This is a genomic window from Acinetobacter sp. P1(2023) (assembly GCF_028367635.1).
Taxonomy (GTDB): Bacteria; Pseudomonadota; Gammaproteobacteria; order Pseudomonadales; family Moraxellaceae; genus Acinetobacter; species Acinetobacter pittii_E.
This window is the reverse complement of sequence record NZ_JAQNDD010000006.1, coordinates 97,749-117,186: the sequence shown is the minus strand read 5'-3', so window position 1 is coordinate 117,186 and position 19,438 is coordinate 97,749. Positions and strand designations below refer to the sequence as shown.

16 protein-coding genes and 1 riboswitch are annotated in these 19,438 nt (G+C 40.8%); of the genes, 13 read left to right on the top strand and 3 right to left on the bottom strand.

The window, feature by feature from the left end:
• Nucleotides 1–66 precede the first annotated feature (66 nt).
• Entirely contained in the window at nt 67–279 is a 213-nt protein-coding gene (locus POD11_RS10990; protein ID WP_262457190.1) for a DUF1737 domain-containing protein, read from the bottom strand.
• A 160-nt stretch (nt 280–439) separates the two neighbouring features.
• Between POD11_RS10990 and gshB the strand changes: the two genes are divergently transcribed.
• From gshB to lpxC, 8 genes are all read left to right on the top strand, one after another.
• The gene (gshB, locus tag POD11_RS10985) at nt 440–1,384 is read left to right on the top strand and encodes a glutathione synthase (protein ID WP_057106087.1); all 945 of its coding nucleotides are present in this window, start codon (nt 440–442) and stop codon (nt 1,382–1,384) included.
• A gap of 237 nt (nt 1,385–1,621) precedes the next feature.
• Nucleotides 1,622–2,719, top strand: coding sequence for an undecaprenyldiphospho-muramoylpentapeptide beta-N-acetylglucosaminyltransferase (murG, locus tag POD11_RS10980; protein ID WP_262457189.1), 1,098 nt, complete (start codon nt 1,622–1,624; stop codon nt 2,717–2,719).
• An 11-nt stretch (nt 2,720–2,730) separates the two neighbouring features.
• The gene (gene murC, locus POD11_RS10975; RefSeq protein ID WP_262457188.1) at nt 2,731–4,179 is read left to right on the top strand and encodes a UDP-N-acetylmuramate--L-alanine ligase; all 1,449 of its coding nucleotides are present in this window, start codon (nt 2,731–2,733) and stop codon (nt 4,177–4,179) included.
• Nucleotides 4,180–4,216: 37 nt separating this feature from the next.
• On the top strand, nt 4,217–5,143 hold the full coding sequence (locus tag POD11_RS10970; protein ID WP_002121862.1) for a D-alanine--D-alanine ligase: 927 nt from the start codon (nt 4,217–4,219) through the stop codon (nt 5,141–5,143).
• Between the two features lie 2 nt (nt 5,144–5,145).
• On the top strand, nt 5,146–6,000 hold the full coding sequence (locus POD11_RS10965) for a cell division protein FtsQ/DivIB (protein ID WP_224992170.1): 855 nt from the start codon (nt 5,146–5,148) through the stop codon (nt 5,998–6,000).
• Between the two features lie 60 nt (nt 6,001–6,060).
• Nucleotides 6,061–7,323, top strand: coding sequence for a cell division protein FtsA (gene ftsA / locus POD11_RS10960; protein ID WP_002122057.1), 1,263 nt, complete (start codon nt 6,061–6,063; stop codon nt 7,321–7,323).
• A gap of 164 nt (nt 7,324–7,487) precedes the next feature.
• Nucleotides 7,488–8,663, top strand: a complete 1,176-nt coding sequence (gene ftsZ, locus POD11_RS10955; RefSeq protein WP_262457187.1) for a cell division protein FtsZ — start codon at nt 7,488–7,490, stop codon at nt 8,661–8,663.
• 110 nt (nt 8,664–8,773) lie between these two features.
• A complete protein-coding gene (gene lpxC / locus POD11_RS10950; RefSeq protein WP_224992168.1) occupies nt 8,774–9,676 on the top strand; it encodes a UDP-3-O-acyl-N-acetylglucosamine deacetylase in 903 nt (300 codons plus the stop codon).
• 97 nt (nt 9,677–9,773) lie between these two features.
• On the opposite strand, the gene POD11_RS10945 is transcribed toward lpxC, so the two are convergent.
• Nucleotides 9,774–10,220 carry a DciA family protein gene (locus POD11_RS10945; protein ID WP_079284272.1) on the bottom strand — a complete coding sequence of 149 codons (447 nt, stop codon included), beginning with the start codon at nt 10,218–10,220 and terminating at the stop codon, nt 9,774–9,776.
• A 100-nt stretch (nt 10,221–10,320) separates the two neighbouring features.
• Here POD11_RS10945 and POD11_RS10940 point away from each other — a divergent pair, with 100 nt between their 5' ends.
• The 5 genes from POD11_RS10940 (at nt 10,321) to POD11_RS10920 (ending at nt 17,194) form a co-directional block, all read left to right on the top strand.
• Entirely contained in the window at nt 10,321–11,013 is a 693-nt protein-coding gene (locus POD11_RS10940) for a M23 family metallopeptidase (protein ID WP_016142757.1), read from the top strand.
• A gap of 249 nt (nt 11,014–11,262) precedes the next feature.
• Nucleotides 11,263–13,980: a pyruvate dehydrogenase (acetyl-transferring), homodimeric type gene (gene aceE, locus POD11_RS10935; RefSeq protein WP_104080033.1), complete on the top strand. Its 2,718-nt coding sequence runs from the start codon at nt 11,263–11,265 to the stop codon at nt 13,978–13,980.
• Between the two features lie 2 nt (nt 13,981–13,982).
• The gene (locus tag POD11_RS10930; RefSeq protein ID WP_262457186.1) at nt 13,983–15,962 is read left to right on the top strand and encodes a 2-oxo acid dehydrogenase subunit E2; all 1,980 of its coding nucleotides are present in this window, start codon (nt 13,983–13,985) and stop codon (nt 15,960–15,962) included.
• Nucleotides 15,963–16,110: 148 nt separating this feature from the next.
• On the top strand, nt 16,111–16,389 hold the full coding sequence (locus POD11_RS10925) for a hypothetical protein (protein ID WP_016142760.1): 279 nt from the start codon (nt 16,111–16,113) through the stop codon (nt 16,387–16,389).
• A 28-nt stretch (nt 16,390–16,417) separates the two neighbouring features.
• Nucleotides 16,418–16,603, top strand: a riboswitch (yybP-ykoY riboswitch).
• Between the two features lie 15 nt (nt 16,604–16,618).
• Nucleotides 16,619–17,194, top strand: coding sequence for a TMEM165/GDT1 family protein (locus POD11_RS10920; RefSeq protein WP_125739508.1), 576 nt, complete (start codon nt 16,619–16,621; stop codon nt 17,192–17,194).
• A 59-nt stretch (nt 17,195–17,253) separates the two neighbouring features.
• Here POD11_RS10920 and POD11_RS10915 read toward each other — a convergent pair whose 3' ends face one another.
• On the bottom strand, nt 17,254–19,386 hold the full coding sequence (locus POD11_RS10915; protein ID WP_262457185.1) for a TonB-dependent siderophore receptor: 2,133 nt from the start codon (nt 19,384–19,386) through the stop codon (nt 17,254–17,256).
• Nucleotides 19,387–19,438: the final 52 nt, after the last annotated feature.

The window sequence follows — 19,438 nt, the reverse complement described above, 5'->3', positions numbered from 1 at the left end:
ATTAGTTTTTCTTGTTAATTGATTTTTGAAAGGGGAGCTTTTTACCGATTAAAGCTCCCCTTAGAATTACGCATTATTTTTGAGAACATCTAAAATATCCATTTCTGGATCATAATTTTCATCAATCGTTTTACAAATTGCTTGTCCAACAATCACATGCGTGCCATTAAAGGTCATAGTTGGCGTTTCATATAATTCCCAACCATGATTCAATGCTTTAGTGACTCGTGCACAGAAAGCAGAGTCATCTGGGCCTGTTAAATAGCGATAAAGTTTCATCTTTAGCCTTTAAAAATAATATTTTATCAATATAGTTTAACCGAATTTACCTTTGCTCAAGATAAAGAAATAACAGATAAGGTTTTACTGAAATTAAGAAAAACCAGTGAAAAATCTCAGTTATACTCATGCTAATTTAAATTTTAAGAAGAGCTTGAGCATGCGTGTACTTGTCGTCATGGATCCGATTGAAACCGTAAACCTTAAAAAGGATTCAACCATGGCAATGTTGTGGGCGGCGAGCCGTCGTGGACATGAATTAGGTTATGCATTACAGCAAGATTTATATATTGATCAGGGTAAGGCGTACGGCCTAATCTCACCGTTAAAAGTTTTTGAAGACTACAATCATTACTATGAGCTAGGCGAAAAGAAAAAAGAATCTATCGCAGCTTATGATGTTGTGCTCATGCGTAAAGATCCACCGTTTGACATGAATTTTGTCTATACAACTTATGTGCTTGAGCAAGCTGAGCGCGAAGGTTCATGGATTATTAATAAGCCTCAGTCACTGCGTGATTGCAACGAAAAACTTTTTGCAACGCAATTTCCAGAATTACAAGTCCCTACACTTGTGACATCGCAACAAAGTTTAATCCGTGAATTTATTAAAGAACATGGTGATGTCATTGTTAAGCCACTTGATGGTATGGGTGGTATGGGTATTTTCCGTTTATACCAAGACGGTGTAAATATTGGATCTACCTTGGAAATGCTGACAGAGCTAGGTACACGTCCAATTATGGCACAGCGTTATATTCCTGAAATTGTAGAAGGGGATAAGCGTATTTTAATGGTAAACGGTGAGCCTATTCCTTACTGTTTGGCTCGTATTCCACAAAATGGTGAAGTACGTGGTAACTTGGCGGCAGGCGGTTTAGGCCAAGCACGTCCGCTTACTGAAAACGATAAGTTGATCGCAGCTAAAATTGGTCCTTTCTTACGCGAAAAAGGTTTGGTTTTTGTTGGTTTAGATGTAATTGGTAATTATGTCACTGAAATTAATGTCACTAGCCCAACCTGTATTCGTGAAATTGATGCTCAATTTGGTACATCAATTGCAGACGATCTATTTGATGTATTAGAAGCTGGTCGTTCAGCTTAACTCGTTATTTCAGGTGGTTTTCCACGGTATTTATGGGAAATCACCTGAAAATATATGAATTAATAAAATAACAATACTAAATACACCACAGCTTTGTAGGCATATTTTCAAAAAAGCACATCTTTCTGTTATAAACGAGTGAAATTCGCTTTTCGTTAATGAAGCTTTAGGATTAAAATAAACGGCTACAAAAATAGATGACAATTTCCATTGTTTTTTGAGTTGAAGAATTAGACCGTGACCGATTCACAGCAAAGCAAACCCAAACATGTCATGATGATGGCTGCCGGTACAGGCGGACATGTTTTTCCAGCCCTCGCCGTAGCCAAGCAACTTCAACAACAAGGTTGTCAGGTTTCATGGTTAGCCACGCCAACTGGTATGGAAAATCGGTTGTTAAAAGATCAAAATATTCCAATATATCAAATTGATATCCAAGGGGTTCGTGGCAATGGATTAGTCCGTAAAATTGCTGCACCTTTTAAAATTTTAAAAGCCACTTTGAGCGCAATGCGCTATATGAAACAGCTTAAAGTTGATGCAGTTGCAGGCTTTGGCGGTTATGTGGCGGGGCCGGGTGGTTTAGCCGCACGTTTGTTAGGTATCCCTGTACTTATTCATGAGCAAAATGCAGTTGCAGGTTTTACCAATGCGCAGTTATCTCGCGTTGCTAAAGTGGTGTGCGAAGCATTTCCAAACACCTTTCCCGCTGGTGGAAAAGTCGTAACCACAGGAAACCCTGTGCGTCGTGAAATCACGGATATTTTGAGCTCAAAGTGGCGCTATGATGAGCGTGAGCAAGCGGATAAACCTCTAAATATTCTAATTGTTGGCGGTTCTTTAGGTGCTAAAGCACTCAACGAACGCTTACCTCCAGCATTAAAACAATTACAAGTTCCACTCAATATTTTTCACCAGTGTGGCCAGCAACAAGTTGAGGCAACTCAAGCACTTTATGCAGATGCACCAGCTCATTTAACTGTTCAAGTTTTGCCTTTTATTGAAGATATGGCAAAGGCTTATAGTGAGGCGGATTTAATTATTTGCCGAGCTGGAGCACTCACGGTAACAGAAGTTGCAACAGCAGGTGTGGCCGCAGTTTTTGTACCACTTCCTATAGCAGTTGATGACCACCAAACTGCAAACGCCAAATTTCTGGCCGATGTCGGTGCTGCGAAAATTTGCCAGCAATCGACCATGACACCAGATGTTTTAAATGAATTGTTCACTTCGCTGATGAACCGCCAATTACTTACCGAAATGGCAGTGAAAGCGCGTCAACATGCCCAACCAAATGCGACTCAGCATGTGGTTGATCTTATCCAAAAAATGTAATCGGATTTACTATGTCTCCATCAACAGCTGCGAACCAAGCAAAAAAACTGATTAAAGTGCCTGAAATGCGCCGTATCAAACACATTCATTTTGTGGGGATCGGTGGCGCTGGGATGTGTGGCATTGCAGAGGTTTTGGGTAACCAAGGCTATAAAATTTCCGGTTCAGACATTAAAGCGTCTAAAACTACAGAACAATTAGAGAATAATGGCATCAAGGTTTATATTGGCCATCAACCGGAAAATATTAAAAATGCCAATGTGCTTGTAGTTTCTACAGCAATTGATCCGGAAAATCCGGAAATTAAAGCTGCGATTGAACAGCGTATTCCAATTGTACGTCGTGCAGAGATGCTAGGCGAACTGATGCGTTATCGTCATGGTATTGCTGTAGCAGGTACACATGGTAAAACCACAACTACAAGTCTTTTGACGACGATGTTGGCTGAAGAAAACCTTGATCCCACTTACGTTATTGGTGGTTTACTTAACAGTACAGGCGTAAATGCAGCATTAGGTGAAAGTCGTTTCATCGTAGCTGAAGCTGATGAATCAGACGCATCTTTCCTTTATTTGCAACCAATGGCAGCCATTGTAACGAACATTGATGCTGACCATATGGATACCTATGAAGGTAGCTTTGATAAATTAAAAGATACATTTGTACAGTTCCTTCATAACTTACCATTTTATGGTTTAGCCGTAGTGTGTGGTGATGATGCCAATATTCGTGAGATTTTGCCGCGTGTAGGCCGTCCGGTTATTACTTATGGTTTTAATGAAGATAACGACATTCGTGCAATTGATATTGAACAAGATGGTATGCGCTCGCACTTTACTGTGTTGCGTAAAGGCCGTGAACCATTAGGTCTAACGATTAATCAACCGGGTTTGCATAATATTTTGAATGCCTTGGCAGCAATTGGTGTCGCAACGGATGAAGGTGTTTCTGATGAAGCAATTAGCCGTGCATTAGAAGGATTTAGTGGTGTAGGTCGCCGCTTCCAAGTACAAGGTGAGTTTGAACTTGCTGATGGCAACGTTAAGTTAGTTGATGACTATGGACACCATCCTAAAGAAGTAGAAGCAACCATTAAAGCTGCTCGTCAAAGCCATCCAGATCGTCGTTTGGTTATGTTGTTCCAGCCACATCGTTACTCTCGTACTCGCGATTGTTTTGATGACTTCATTGAAGTGCTTTCTCAAGTCGATCAATTATTATTATTGGAAGTTTATCCTGCTGGTGAAAAACCTATTGTGGGTGCAGATAGCCGTACTTTGGCGCGTAGTATTCGTTTACGTGGACAAGTAGAGCCGATTTTAGTTGATCCGGTTGAAGGTAATTTGCAAAACATCATGCAAAATGTGTTACAACCAAATGACTTGTTATTAACGCAAGGTGCGGGTAACGTGGGAACAATTTCGGTAGAACTTGCACAACACCATTTGTATGTGAAATAAACAAAAAGTATTGAATTATCGGGTTAAGGATTTAAACGTGTCAAATGCTACAAAATTCGGCAAAGTTGCCGTGTTATTTGGTGGGAAATCGGCTGAGCGTGCTGTGTCTTTAGATAGTGGTCAGGCAGTTTTGGACGCTTTGTTACGTTCAGGTGTTCAGGCTGAAGCATTTGATCCGCAAGACCGCAGTGTGACTGAACTTGTAAATTATGATCGTGCATTTATTGTATTGCATGGTCGCGGCGGTGAAGATGGCCAGATTCAAGGTGTACTTGAATGGTTAAATCTGCCTTATACAGGAACCGGTGTACAGGGTTCTGCTATTGGCATGGATAAAGTGAAAACCAAGCAAATCTGGCAAGGTAGTGATTTACCTACAGCGCCATATCGCATTATTACTAAAGAAACAGATTTAGATGCGGTAATTGCTGAGTTGGGCTTACCTGTCATTATCAAACCTGTACATGAAGGCTCGAGTGTCGGCATGAGTAAGGTTGAGAAAGCAGAAGACTTTGCTGCTGCAATTGAAAAAGCGACCCAGCACGATGCTGTGGTGATGGCCGAAAAATGGATCACTGGTCGTGAATTCACAATTTCTTTCCTAAATGGACAGCCATTGCCGGTTATTCGTTTGCAGCCACCAGCAGATGTTGCTTTCTATGACTATGAAGCGAAATATCAACGTAATGATGTAGAGTATGGTATCCCTTGTGGTCTCAGTGAGACTGAAGAGAAAAACCTACAAGCATTGTGTTTACGTGCTTTTCAGGCTGTTGGTGCAGAAGGCTGGGGTCGTATTGATGCAATGCAGGATGAGCAAGGTAATTTCTGGCTTTTAGAAGTAAATACTGTCCCAGGTATGACCAGCCACTCTTTAGTTCCAAAAGCTGCTAAGGCTGTTGGTTATAGCTTTGATGAATTGTGTGTTGCAATTCTTGAGCAAACATTGGAAGGTACGGCTTAAATATGGCACAACTTCCGGCTTCCATGCGCCGTAAACGTGCGGCCATCACCTCTATTCATGATAAACCGCCTACACGTAAGCAGAAACTTGCGAATGCTGGTGGATGGGTGCTGTTGGTTATTGCTTTTGTAGTGCTGGCAGTCGGAGTTTATGGGTTATATAAAGTTATTACAGATGCAAAAGTTGCAAAACTAGAAGTTGTCGGTTCAGCCTCTTCGGTTGAAACACAACAAGTGATGCAACATGTTGCTCCAATTATAAAAGCAAATTATTTCACATCTGATTTAGAGCAGATTCGTGACAAAACATTAGAAATTTCATGGGTAGACCGAGTTGTTGTATCTCGTGCTTGGCCCAATGGCATTCGTGTTCGTGTCATGCCTCGACATGCTATCGCCCGTTGGGGAACAGGTCGCTTGTTAAGCGATGGAGGCGATGTGTTTAGTGAGGCGGAGCCAACAATTCATCCTGAACTTCCGTTGCTTCATGGGCCGGTAAGTCAGTCAAAAATGATGATGCGACGCTATAATGAAATTAATCAATTATTCCATCCTGTCAATTTACGCTTAAAAGAGTTATATCTGACTGAGCGAATGACTTGGTTTATGCAGTTTGACTCTGGTTTACGCATTATCGTTGACCAAGATCAAACAATGAATAAGTTGCAACGTTTAAGTCATTTGGCACAATCTGACTTAAAACAGGTGTGGCCGAAAATCTCAGCCATTGATTTGCGATATCGTAATGGATTATCTATTCAATGGAAGAACGCAACACCACCTAAAATTGTGAATGGTCAGTTTGTTGTAACGATTGATGACACAAGCATTGCAGGTGGAACAAAAGCAAAGCCATAATACGTGGCTTTAAAATAGGCAATTTGCCTGGTATTAAACAACAAAGAAATGGTATGAGTGATGAGTGAAGCTGTTCCCTCAGTTGTTGCGATTGACATTGGGACGCATAAAGTTTCAGTTTTGATTGGAAAAATTCATGCGCCGGATAACATTCAAGTTATCGGTATGGCAACTGCTCGCAATCGAGGCATGAATAAAGGAAAAATTGTAAGCCTCGATAAAGTCATTGCTGCGATTAAAAATGCTGTTGCGGAAGCGGAAAATATGGCCGAATGTCGCATTCATAGCGCATGGGTATCTATTCCGAGTACCGAGTTGCAAAGTTTTTATGCCTCTGGTCGCACACCAGTATCTAATCCAGCACATGTGATTACAACAAATGAAGTTGTGCGCGCGTTAGAATTGGCAAAAGCAAGTCATGTGACTTCTGATTACTATTTAGCAAGTGCAGTACCGCTAGGCTTTGAATTAGGTGATTCTGCTGAATGGGTTCAGAATCCAATTAATATGACTGCCCATAGTATGACTGGACATTATCAGTTAATGATGATGCCTATAGCGACTATGCAAAACCTTGATCGTGCGATGAAAGGCGCAAATATCGGGGTTGAAAAAATGGTGGTGTCTTGTCTGGCAACCGCTGAGGCAAGCTTGCTGAAAGATGAAAAAGAGTACGGTGTTTGTCTCGTTGATATTGGCGCAGGCATTACCAATCTTGCAGTTTATCTTGATGGACGTTTAGCGCTAGCGCGTACATTGCAGCGTGGTGGTGAGCATGTCACACGTGATATTGCCGCTGTATTGCAAACTACGACAGAAGAAGCTGAACGAATTAAAATTCTACATGGTTGTGTCGATTTAAGTGCTGTTAAGCCAGATCACATGATTCAAGTAGAAGGGATTGATGGCCCTCAAACTATTAGCCGGATTGAGTTGTCAGAAATTATTATTGCTCGTTATGAAGAGATCTTTAGCCAGATTCGCGATGAACTCGAACAAAGCGGTGCAATTCATGGTTTATACCATGGTGTAGTATTGACAGGGGATGCTTGTCAAATAGAAGGTATGGTGAGTTTAGCTCGTCGTATGTTGGGTGTATCTGCACATTTGGGTAATCCACCGTTACAGGTTTATGCTGATGATCAACATCAAGCAGCCTTACGTCGTTCTATGTATGCAACAGCAGCTGGTTTGCTCATGTTTAGCCAAAGTGAGTTGCAAGATGCTGTTGAAGAGCCTGAAGAGGCAAATGACCGTTCGGTATGGGAACGAATGGTAAATGGCTGGAATGCGTTTAATAGCAAGTTAAAAGCCATTTTTTAGGATGTATGTATTTATTGGTAGAATTGTTAGGAAGTTGTAAGAGAAAACCGCTGTACTTGACAAGGTTGGTATTGCACAGCATTCTTAAAATTAGTTATTTTTGAAAATCAAGGCAGTATACGGGCTGAAGTGACTGCCATAATGTATTAGGAACCCTAAAGGTCATGGCCTCATTTGAATTTATAGAAGATGAACTAAACGATGGCAACGGTCAAGCCCGTTTCACTGTATTTGGTGTAGGTGGTGGTGGCGGTAATGCCGTTCAACATATGGTGCAGTCTGATATTCAAGGTGTTAAATTCGTTTGTGCCAATACAGACAAACAAGCACTGGACTGTATGAATGCACCTTTTAAAATTCAGTTAGGCGAGCAAAGTACACGTGGTCTAGGTGCTGGTGCTAACCCTGAAGTAGGGCAAGTTGCAGCAGAAGAAAGCCGTGAAATTATTCGTCATCACCTTGAAGGTACCGATATGGTTTTCGTTACCGCTGGTATGGGTGGTGGTACAGGTACTGGTGCAGCGCCTGTTGTGGCTGAAGTTGCCAAAGAAATGGGTATTTTGACTGTTGGTGTAGTTACAACTCCATTTAACTTTGAAGGCCGTCGCCGTTTAAAATCTGCTGAACGCGGTATTGAAGCACTTGAAGCACATGTTGATTCATTGATTATTATCCCTAACCAACGCTTATTGAGCGTATATGGCGATATTTCAATGAAAGATGCTTATAAAAAAGCTGATGATGTATTGTTAAACGCTGTACGTAGTATTTTTGACTTGGTTGTTAACCGTGGTCACATTAACCTTGACTTCGCCGATTTGAAAACTGCAATGAGTACACGCGGTTACGCAATGATGGGTGCTGGTTTAGGTCGTGGTGAAGACCGTGCGCGTCAAGCTGCTGAACAAGCGATCCGTAGTCCATTACTTGATAATGTTAATATTATTAATGCCAAAGGCGTGTTAATTAACATTACGGGTGGTGATGATATTACGTTACGTGAAACAGAAATCATTACTGATGTGGTGAACCAGATTGTTGACCTTGATGAAGGCGAAATCTTCTACGGTACAGTATTTGACCCAGATGCACGTGATGAATTACGTGTAACAGTGATTGCAACCGGTTTAACTCGTAATGCAGCAGATGCTGAACCGAGAAAGCGTAATACGGTAAGCCATGTATCAACTCAATCAGCTCAATCTGTTGATGAAGATGATGTTCCTGCAATCAATAAACGTCAAAATGCTGATAATGAAGTCAGTAGCGCAGCAAGTTCTACTCCGCGTTCTTCTCCAATGAGTATTCAAGATTACTTGAAAAATCAGCAACGTAAGTAAATAATCGTTAGATTTAATGAAAGGCAGTGTTTAAACACTGCCTTTTTTTATTTTTGATCAATGACTAAATATGCTAACGTATAGCGGTTTTAAAAAAGAAGTTACAAAGCATGGTGAAACAACGTACTCTCAGTCGTGTGGTAAAAGCGAGTGGAATAGGTCTTCATAGCGGTCAAAAAGTGATGATCAATTTCATTCCACATACCGTGGATGGAGGTATTGTATTTCGCCGTATCGATTTGGATCCACCGGTTGATATCCCTGCCAATGCATTATTGATTCAAGAAGCTTTTATGTGCTCCAACTTGGTCACTGGAGATATAAAAGTGGGAACAATTGAGCATGTAATGAGTGCAATTGCAGGTTTAGGAATTGATAACCTGATTGTTGAAGTATCTGCGTCTGAAGTTCCGATTATGGACGGAAGTGCTGGTCCATTTATTTATCTTTTAATGCAAGGTGGATTGCGTGAACTGGATGCACCGAAAAAATTTATAAAAATATTAAAACCAGTTGAAGCACTGATTGATGATAAAAAAGCAATTTTTAGCCCGCATAATGGTTTTCAATTAAATTTCACAATCGATTTTGACCATCCTGCATTTGCAAAAGAATATCAATCTGCAACGATCGACTTTTCGACAGAAACTTTTGTTTATGAAGTTAGCGAAGCGCGTACGTTTGGTTTCATGAAAGATCTAGATTATCTGAAAGCAAACAATTTAGCGCTAGGCGCAAGTTTGGATAATGCGATTGGTGTAGACGATACAGGGGTCGTTAATGAAGAAGGCTTACGCTTCGCCGATGAATTTGTCAGACATAAGATTTTAGATGCAGTAGGTGATTTGTATTTGCTTGGTCATCAAATTATTGCCAAGTTCGATGGCTATAAATCAGGACATGCTTTAAATAATCAGCTGTTACGCAATGTTCAAAGTGATCCGAGTAATTATGAAATTGTAACATTTGATGACGAGAATCAGTGTCCAATTCCATATGTCAGCGTGACATAAGTCATTGTCTTTACTTGGCTACGTTATAATGTAACATTTAAAAGTGTGATTATAATCACATAACAAGAACGATTCTAATTAAGAAATAGAAAGCTGATCATTTTTTATTGCTTGCCAAACGTAGTAAAGCTTGGCTAAGCTTAGGGTCGCTCACGAAGTCGGCTGCACTACGTAACATTTCTTGTGTTTCCGGGGGGATGGGTTTAGATGGCTCAGATGAGGGTGCATTGGGAATATTTTTATTTCTCAATCGAACCTGAATTCTTTGTAAGTCTTTTAACCCTTCAAGCTGAGATAATTTAGATACATATTGGTTCTGTAAGTAACTGAGTTGACTGATCATCGCTTGATTTTCACCAGTAATGATTAAAGAACCATTTTGATAACACACGACCTGCCATTGTTCCGGTTGGGGCAATAAGGGTTGGATAATTTTCGTAAGTCTTTGCCATTGCGCGACTTGCGTTGTTAGAAACGTAAGGTTTCCTGTTTTTATGTGTTTTCCGGTTTGTTGAAAAACGTTATCGGGTTTAGACATGTTCATTCTCGGATGGATTCTTGTCTTAATCTTAAGCGTTCATTTCAATCGATATCAAGGAAGAGATCATAAGGAACTTGAGTAAGAACAGTTTCAAGAGGTTTTTATGCACACGCGTCGTATTTTATTAGCGTTTTCACTTGCCGCTTCGGCAGCATCAGTTGCTTTTGCAGATTATCAAACAATTAACCAATCTACTGACTCAGATCGATTGGAACAGCTATCAAAAACATTATCTCAAGGTTCATATACTCATCCTGACGATTTAGATCTTCCGGCGAGTGCGAAAGTTTCAGTGACCTTACGCCAAAAAACAGTTGAACTCAACAATGAGTCGCTTGCAAAGAAGTATGGTAATGCGACCGCAAAGAATTCTTTTAATGCTTCTTCTTCAAATTCTTACTCTTGGTTAGTTTCTCATCCTCTTCCTGATACGGTACGAGTTTCTTCAAACTTTGGTGGTCGCACCATGGGTGGTCGTGCAGAACATCATGGTGGTTTAGATATGGCTGCTCCGAGTGGCACACCAATCTATGCTACAGGCCCAGGTATCGTAACTAAATCTGGTTGGGGCACTGGCTATGGTCAATATGTTGAAATTAACCATGGCAATGGTTACTTAACGCGTTATGCTCATGCTTCACGTTTAATGGTTCGTGTAGGCGACCAAGTGTCAGCAGGCGAGCATATTGCTAATGTAGGTTGTACAGGTCGTTGTACTGGCCCACATTTACATTATGAAGTAGTAAAAGATGGTCAACGTAAGAACCCAACGACTTACTTAGCGATGCTTCCATAAAAGCATAGTTAAAAAGGTAAGGTTATTAAATTTATGAATCTAAAACTAAGCTAAACCTTTTTTAACGTAAAGATTGTATAAAAAAACGCCATTATTGGCGTTTTTTTGTTATTTTGTTTAATGCTCGGTCAATGACTATTCATTCAGAAAATAATAGAGCCCCCTCACATTCACCCGAGGCAATAACTTGAAAGGGGTAAAACGTGGTAAAAATACAAAGTAGATTAGAGAACAAGGAACAGGTGAATTATGGCGTTTTACGGTGACTCCGACGCACAAGAAACCCAAGAATGGCAAGATGCATTCGATTCAGTTTTACAACATATGGGAACTGAACGAGCGGCATTCTTGTTGGAAAAACTTTACCAACAAGCAATTGCTAAGCATGTTCCAATTCAACGTCTCAATACACCTTACTTAAATACAATTTCTGTTGAAGAACAACCTGCAATGCCAGGCGACCAAGATATGGAACGCCGTATTCGTGCATTGATTCGTTGGAATGCCTTAGCAATGGTACTTCGTGCGAATAAAACAGGTGATGATTTAGGTGGACACTTGGCGAGCTTCGCATCAAGTGCAACATTATATGACGTAGGTTTTAACCATTTCTTCCGCGCAAACAGCAATAACTTTGGCGGAGATATGATTTATTACCAAGGACACTGTGCTCCTGGTATTTATGCACGTTCATTCCTTGAAGGACGTTTAACTGAAGAACAGTTAAGTAATTTCCGCCGTGAAGTTGGCGGTAACGGTTTACCAAGCTATCCACATCCATATTTAATGCCTGACTATTGGCAATTCCCAACCGTATCAATGGGTCTTGGTCCAATCATGTCGATTTATCAAGCACACATTCAAAAATATTTGATGAACCGTGGCTTGATCAAAGAAGAAGACCGTAAAGTTTGGGCTTATCTTGGCGATGGTGAGATGGATGAGCCAGAAAGTACTGGTGCGATTTCGCTTGCTGGCCGTGAAAAGCTTGATAACCTTATTTGGGTTGTTAACTGTAACTTACAGCGTCTAGATGGTCCTGTACGTGGTAACGGTAAAATCATTCAAGAGTTAGAATCTTTATTCCGTGGTGCGGGCTGGCGTGTCATTAAAGTTGTATGGGGTCGTCATTGGGATCCACTTCTTGCAAAAGACACCTCAGGCGCTTTAAAAGCGGTAATGGAAGAAACAGTTGATGGTGAGTACCAACGCTACCAAGTAAAAGGTGGTGCATATACACGTGAGAAATTCTTTGGCAAGTACCCAGAAGCTGCGGAACTTGTAAAAGATTTAAGCGATGAAGACATCGATAATCTCAACCGTGGTGGTCACGACCCTTACAAAGTTTTTGCTGCATATGCAGAAGCAATGAAAGCCAAAGGTCAACCAACAGTTATTCTTGCGAAAACTGTTAAGGGTTACGGTTTGTCTGAAGAAATTGAAGCGGTGAACAAAACTCACCAAATCAAAAAAATGCAGATCGACTCTTTGAAATATGTACGTGACCGTTTCAACCTTCCATTTACAGACGATAAGTTAGAAGAGCTTCCATTCTATCGCCCAAGTGAAAACTCTCCAGAAATGAAGTATATGAAGGCGCGTCGTGAAGCATTAGGTGGCTACCTACCTGCACGTCGTCGTGAGAGTGAAACTTTAGCGATTCCTGAATTATCTGTATTTGATGCTGTATTAAATGGTTCAGGTGGTAAAGAACAATCTACCACTATGGTGATGGTTCGTTTAATTGCTTCTTTACTCAAAGAAAAAGCGATTAAAGACCGCGTAGTACCAATCGTTCCAGATGAAGCACGTACTTTCGGTCTAGAAGGTATGTTCCGTCAGCTCGGTATCTATGCCGCTCATGGTCAAAAATATACCCCAGAAGACCAAGAACAGCTAATGCATTACCGTGAAGCAAGTGACGGTCACATGCTTCAAGAAGGGATTAACGAAGCTGGTGCGATGAGTGCATGGGCTGCGTTGGCAACAAGTTATTCAACCAATAACTTGCCGATGATTCCAATGTACATGTATTACTCAATGTTTGGTTTCCAACGTATTGGTGACATTGCATGGGCAGCTGGTGATGCGCAAGCTCAAGGTTTCTTGTTAGGTGCGACTGCTGGTCGTACAACATTGAACGGTGAAGGTTTACAGCACCAAGATGGTCATTCGCATATCTTGGCGAACACGATTCCAAACTGTGTATCTTATGATCCATGTTTTGGTTATGAGTTAGCTGTAATCGTACATGACGGTTTAAAACGTATGTATGTGAACCAAGAGCGTGTGTTCTACTACTTAACTGTAATGAACGAAAACTACGAGCATCCTGCAATGCCTGAAGGCGCTGAGGAAGGCATTAAACGTGGTATGTACTTGTTCGAAAAAGATGAAAAAGCAACTGTCCAATTGCTTGGTTCAGGTGTGATTCTTCGTGAAGTGATCAAGGCGGCGAAAATCTTACGTGATGAATACCAAATCCATTCAAACGTTTGGAGTGTAACAAGCTTCAATGAGTTGTCACGTGATGGTATGGCATGTGAAGAATACAACCGTTTACACCCACTTTCTGAAGAAGTGAAAGAATCATGGGTATCTAAACAGTTACGTGGTACAGAAGGTATCGTTGTTTCAGCAACTGACCATATGCGTGCTTATAGCGAACAAATCCGTGCTTATCTTCCAGATGGTCGTCCATTTGTTGCATTAGGTACGGATGGATATGGTCGTTCAGATACACGTGCTAACTTACGTAGTTTCTTTGGTGTTGATGCTGCACATATCGTTGTTGCTACTTTGAAAAAATTAGCTGACGAAGGTGAAGTAGATGCACGTTTGGTTAAAGACGCAATTTCTAACTTTGAGTTAGATACTGATCGTCCTGTGGCATGGGCTCCTCAAGCGCATCCAGAAGTTCAAGCAGTTGCTGAATATAATGAAACGCAAACAGGTGAGGGGAACTAAGCATGCAAATTAAGACCCCTGATATTGGTGTAGATAAAGCAGTTGTTGCTGAAATTTTAGTAAAAGTTGGCGATAGCATTGCAGAAAATGACAGCCTTGTTTTGCTTGAGTCAGATAAAGCCTCTGTTGAAGTGCCTAGCACTTCAGCAGGTGTAGTAAAAAGCATCTTAATCAAAGAAGGTGATAGCGTAACTGAAGGTACGGTATTGCTTGAACTTGAAGCTGAGGGAGCTGCACCTGCAGCTCAAGCAGAAGACGCTCCAAAACCTGCACCAGCAGCTGAACAAACTGCAGCGCCAGCAGCGGCACAACAGTCTCCAACTGCTGCTCAACCAGCAACTGCAACCACTAGCCAAGTGGTTGAAGTTCAAGTTCCCGATATTGGTGTTGAAAAAGCACTTGTTGGTGAAATTTTAGTAAAAGTTGGTGAGCAAATCGATGTCGAGCAAAGCATCGTTGTGGTTGAGTCTGACAAAGCAACTGTAGAAGTACCAAGCAGTGTTGCGGGTACTGTAGAAAGCATTCAAGTTAAAGAAGGCGATACAGTTAAAGAAGGCGTGGTTCTCATTCAAGTGAAAACAACGTCTGCATCTAGTGCACCGGCTGAATCTGCCCCTACAAAAGCAGCTCCGGCGGCAGCACCTGCACCAGCTCAGCAAGAAACTGTAGCATCGACTGCTACTCAATCCGGACCAGTTGATATTAATGTTCCTGATTTGGGTGTAGATAAAGCCGTTGTTGCTGAAATCTTGGTTCAGGTTGGTGACAAGGTTGATGTAGATCAAAGCCTTGTTGTTGTTGAGTCAGATAAAGCAACTGTGGAAGTTCCAAGTACTGTTGCGGGTGTTGTGAAGGCAATTCACTTGCAAGCGGGCCAACAAGTTTCACAAGGTGTATTGCTTGCAACAATTGAAACTGAAGGCCAAGCACCTGCTGCTGCCCCAGCGGCAAAAGCAGAAGCAGCTCCACAGGCAGCAGCGCCTAAAGCTGAAGCTCCTGCTCCGACTCAAGCAGTATCTGCTCCAGCCTCTTCTGGTAATGATAAATTAACCAAAGAACAAGAAGCTGAAAACGCTAAAGTTTATGCAGGCCCTGCTGTGCGTAAGCTTGCTCGTGAGCTTGGTGTAGTTTTATCTCAAGTTAAAACTTCTGGTGAACATGGTCGTGTTGTTAAAGAAGATATCTTTGCCTATGTGAAGAGTCGTTTAACTGCGCCACAAGCTGCACCAGTTGCTGCGGCTGCCCCAGCGGTTTCGGGCTTACCAAAACTTCCTGACTTTACTGCGTTTGGTGGTGTAGAAGAAAAAGTACTGACGCGTTTGCAGCAAGTATCAATTCCGCAATTGTCGTTGAACAACTTTATTCCACAGGTAACTCAGTTTGACCTTGCTGATATTACTGAGTTAGAAGATTGGCGTAATGAGCTAAAAGGTAACTTCAAAAAAGAAGGTATCAGCCTGACGATTATGGCATTCATTATCAAAGCGGTTGCGCATTTATTGAAAGAAGAGCGTGAGTTCGCAGGCCATCTATCTGATGACGGTAAATCAGTGCTCTTGCGCAATGAAATCCATATGGGAATTGCGGTAGCAACACCTGATGGTTTAACTGTGCCAGTACTTCGTAACCCAGACCAAAAATCAATTAAGCAAATTGCAGTTGAATTGGGTGTGTTAGGTCAAAAAGCACGTGATAAGAAATTAACACCAAAAGACTTACAAGGTGCGAATTTCACTATTTCAAGTTTGGGCGCAATAGGTGGTACAGCATTTACACCACTTGTGAACTGGCCACAAGTTGCAATTTTAGGTATTTCACCTGCAACAATGCAGCCTGTTTGGAATGGTAAAGACTTTGACCCACGCTTAATGTTGCCATTGTCGTTGTCTTATGACCACCGTGTGATTAATGGTGCAGATGCTGCTCGCTTTACTAATAAACTTACGAAACTGCTTAAAGATATTCGTACTTTATTGATCTAATATTTTGAAATGAATCATTAAAACCTCGCTTCGGCGGGGTTTTATTTTGATATTTAATTTAATTGATTTTAGGTTAATCTAAAGCCCAGTATTGAATGATCGAGAGAGAGGAGAAATTTCTCGTTATTAAGCAAAGGAGAAATACTAAATGACGGGTTTTTTAAAAATCATGGTACCCATCCTATTGATTGTATTTTTATTGATGGGGGTATGGGTGAGTGTTTTACACTTTCCTTGGGAATGGATGACCTATGTTGCAATGGGTTTGGAAGTGTTTGTGGCCATGCTTATTTTGCCATTTGAATTTCAATCACAGCACGTAACTGGCATTAATAATTTCGGATTTATTAACTTAAGTATTTGTTTAGCTTTGCTATTGGGTTTAGGTCGATTGTTGGTTTGGGCATGGATAAAATTTTTTATTTGAAAAATAGAATTGCTCGAATATAATGAGCACATACTTCATTGGGGAGTAGCCGCTATTCATTTCTGAATGAATAGGTGATGATCAACATAATTGTTCAACAGAACATGGTCATCATAGCTTAAACGTCTCATCGTTTCCGAGTTGGCAAGACCTTTGATTTACCACTCTGCAGATATTTGGCTAGCAGGAGGGGTAGGTCATGGGCATTTATGCTAGCCAGAGAAACGACATGCAAGAATTTCTGATTTCCACCTCAATTGTTGCCCTCGCTGAAATGGGCGATAAAACGCAACTATTGGCCCTTCTACTGTCTGCACGTTTTCGTAAGCCAATCCCTATTCTCATTGCGATTCTTTTAGCGACTCTAATTAACCATGGTATTTCTGCTGTACTTGGACAGTGGATTACAACCGTGCTGAGTCCCGAAATTTTAGTCTGGGTGCTCGCTGCTGGCTTTATTGGTATGGCGTTCTGGATGCTTATTCCGGATGAGCTGGATGATGAAACAGCAAGTATTAATAAATGGCAAAAATTTGGTGTTTTTGGTGCAACCTTTATTTTGTTTTTCTTAGCTGAAATTGGTGATAAAACCCAAATTGCAACAGTGGCTTTGGCTGCACGTTACGACAGCATTTTTTGGGTGATGTTGGGTACAACCTTAGGGATGATGATTGCCAATGCGCCAGCTGTGTTTATTGGTAATAAATTAGCGGAACGTTTATCTATTTCGCTCATTCATAAAATTGGGGCTGTTATTTTCTTAATTGTTGGTATCTCTACTTTGGTACAACATTATTTTTTCTAAGTAATTTCAAACTTGTATAAAAAACGCACTCAATTCGAGTGCGTTTTTTATGGATAATTTTAATAGTTAAATTTCACAGTGAAGTTAATCTGACGTGGATTGCCTAGAGTTACCATATTTTCATTTAAGGCACCTGCGTAATAATCTTTATCGAATAAATTACGGATTGCAAGTTGCGCACCCCAGTGTCCTGCATCGTAGCCAGCTTCTGTATCAAATACGGTATAACCAGGAATTTGGATATCTAGCTTATCCATAGTTTTATATGTTTCGCCTCGGAATCCACCACCAACATACCAACCAATTTTTGATGCAGGGTCAAACTTATAACGAGCAGACAGGCTGTAAGCATGCTCAGGAATGTTATCTAGTGCTTTGCCGACATTGCTTGAGTTCGCATCTTTACTAATTTCAGCATCTGCGGTGTAAGTATAGGTTGCCGTTAATTTTAAGCCATCTAATACATCTGCATTTAACTCAGTCTCAATACCACGAGTTAATTGTTCACCGCGCTGTATTTTGAAAGTAGTATCTGTAGGGTCGTTGACTAAAACATTTTGACGTTTTAAATCATACCAAGCAATGCTGCCTTGTATTCGCTGATCAGGACTTTGCAGTTTCATCCCGATTTCGACCTGTTTACCTTTCTCAGGATCAAAGGTATTTCCGGCAGAGTCTGAGCCACTTGTTGGGAAGAAAGACGTTGCATAGCTTATATAAGGTGCAACTACATCATTAATTGTATATAACAATGAGGCATTACCCGTAAAAGCCTCTTCTGATTTTTTAGTATTGGTATTTTTAACTAAATCTACAGTTTGTGTTTGCGCCCAATCTTGGCGACCTGCAAGATTTAAAACGAGCTGGTCATTAATCTGGATACGATCACGTAAATATAACCCCATATACTTTAGGCGGTTAATATCATGGTTTGTGACTTTTTCCGGACAAGTGACTGTAGTTCCGTATTGCGGTGAATATAGATTTAAATTTGTGGCAGTACAGCGATTATTTAGATAATCATTTTTGTCTTGCAGACCATCTAAACCAATTGTTATTTGATGTGTCATATCTGCTATCTGAAAAGTCTTTTGGACATTATTGTCGATTGAGAAACTTAGATTACTGACATCCTGATAGCGAGCTTGACGTTTAAGTGTTGTATAGTTCTTATCGGTCCAACCGTTATAAAATACCGCAGGACCAATCATTTCTGTTTTTTGAATTGCAAAATTTTGCTTAAATTCCCAACCGTTATCAAAAGCGTGCCTAAAGTTATAACCTGTACGGAAGACATCGGCATCATAAGCGCCGTAACTCGGTTCACCAATAAATAAGTCTTTAGGCAAACTTCCATTCGGATTGTCTTTGATTGTTCCAATCACAGGCAAGCCTTGCTGACGAATATATTCGCGATGCTGATAACTTGCGATGACAGAGAGGTCAGTGTTATCTCCTAAGTCAAAGTTATAAGAAGGGGAGATATAGAAATTTTTAAAATAGACATAATCTGTCGGATCATCTTGATCAGAGATACGTCCATTTAAACGAAAAGCCCCTTTTTCACTATTATTAGGACTATAGTTTAAATCGAATGTCCCTTCTTTAAGATTGTAGCTGCCATAAGTCATACTGGCCCGAGCAAAGCTTTCAGCTTGAGGACGTTTAGTCACTAAATTGACCATACCACCTGGTTGTACCAGTCCAAAATTAACTGAAGCGGGGCCTTTTAAAATTTGTACCTGATCCATGCCCGATATTTCTGCTGCAACAAAGGTGTTTTGTTGAGCTTGGCGTAAACCATCTATAAAAATTTGATCAGAAGAAGTTTGTCCACGGATAATGAAATCATCCCAACCACGGCGACCAAGTTTCCCAGCACCCACACCTGCAACGCCTTCAATTGCATCTGCAAGCGTCTTTGCTTGTTTCTGGTCAAGCTGCTCGCGGGTCACTACTGAAACCGACTGAGCAGTTTTAAATAAGGGCGTATCTGATTTTAAAATAGAGTTAGCTTTCGTTGCGACATAAGGTGAAGAGCTTTCTTTTTGTGCTTGAACAGAAATTGTGGGGAGGATATTGGTTGAATTTCCTTGTTCTGTTATTTCTTCAGCGTGACTTGCTGTCATCGAAGTAAAAATAGCAACTGCTAACAATGTTTTTGAAGTCGAAAAACGGAAGGGTTGAGTCATGGGAGGCCTAAGCAGCACAAAAAAGTAAATTTGATAATGAGAATTATTTTAA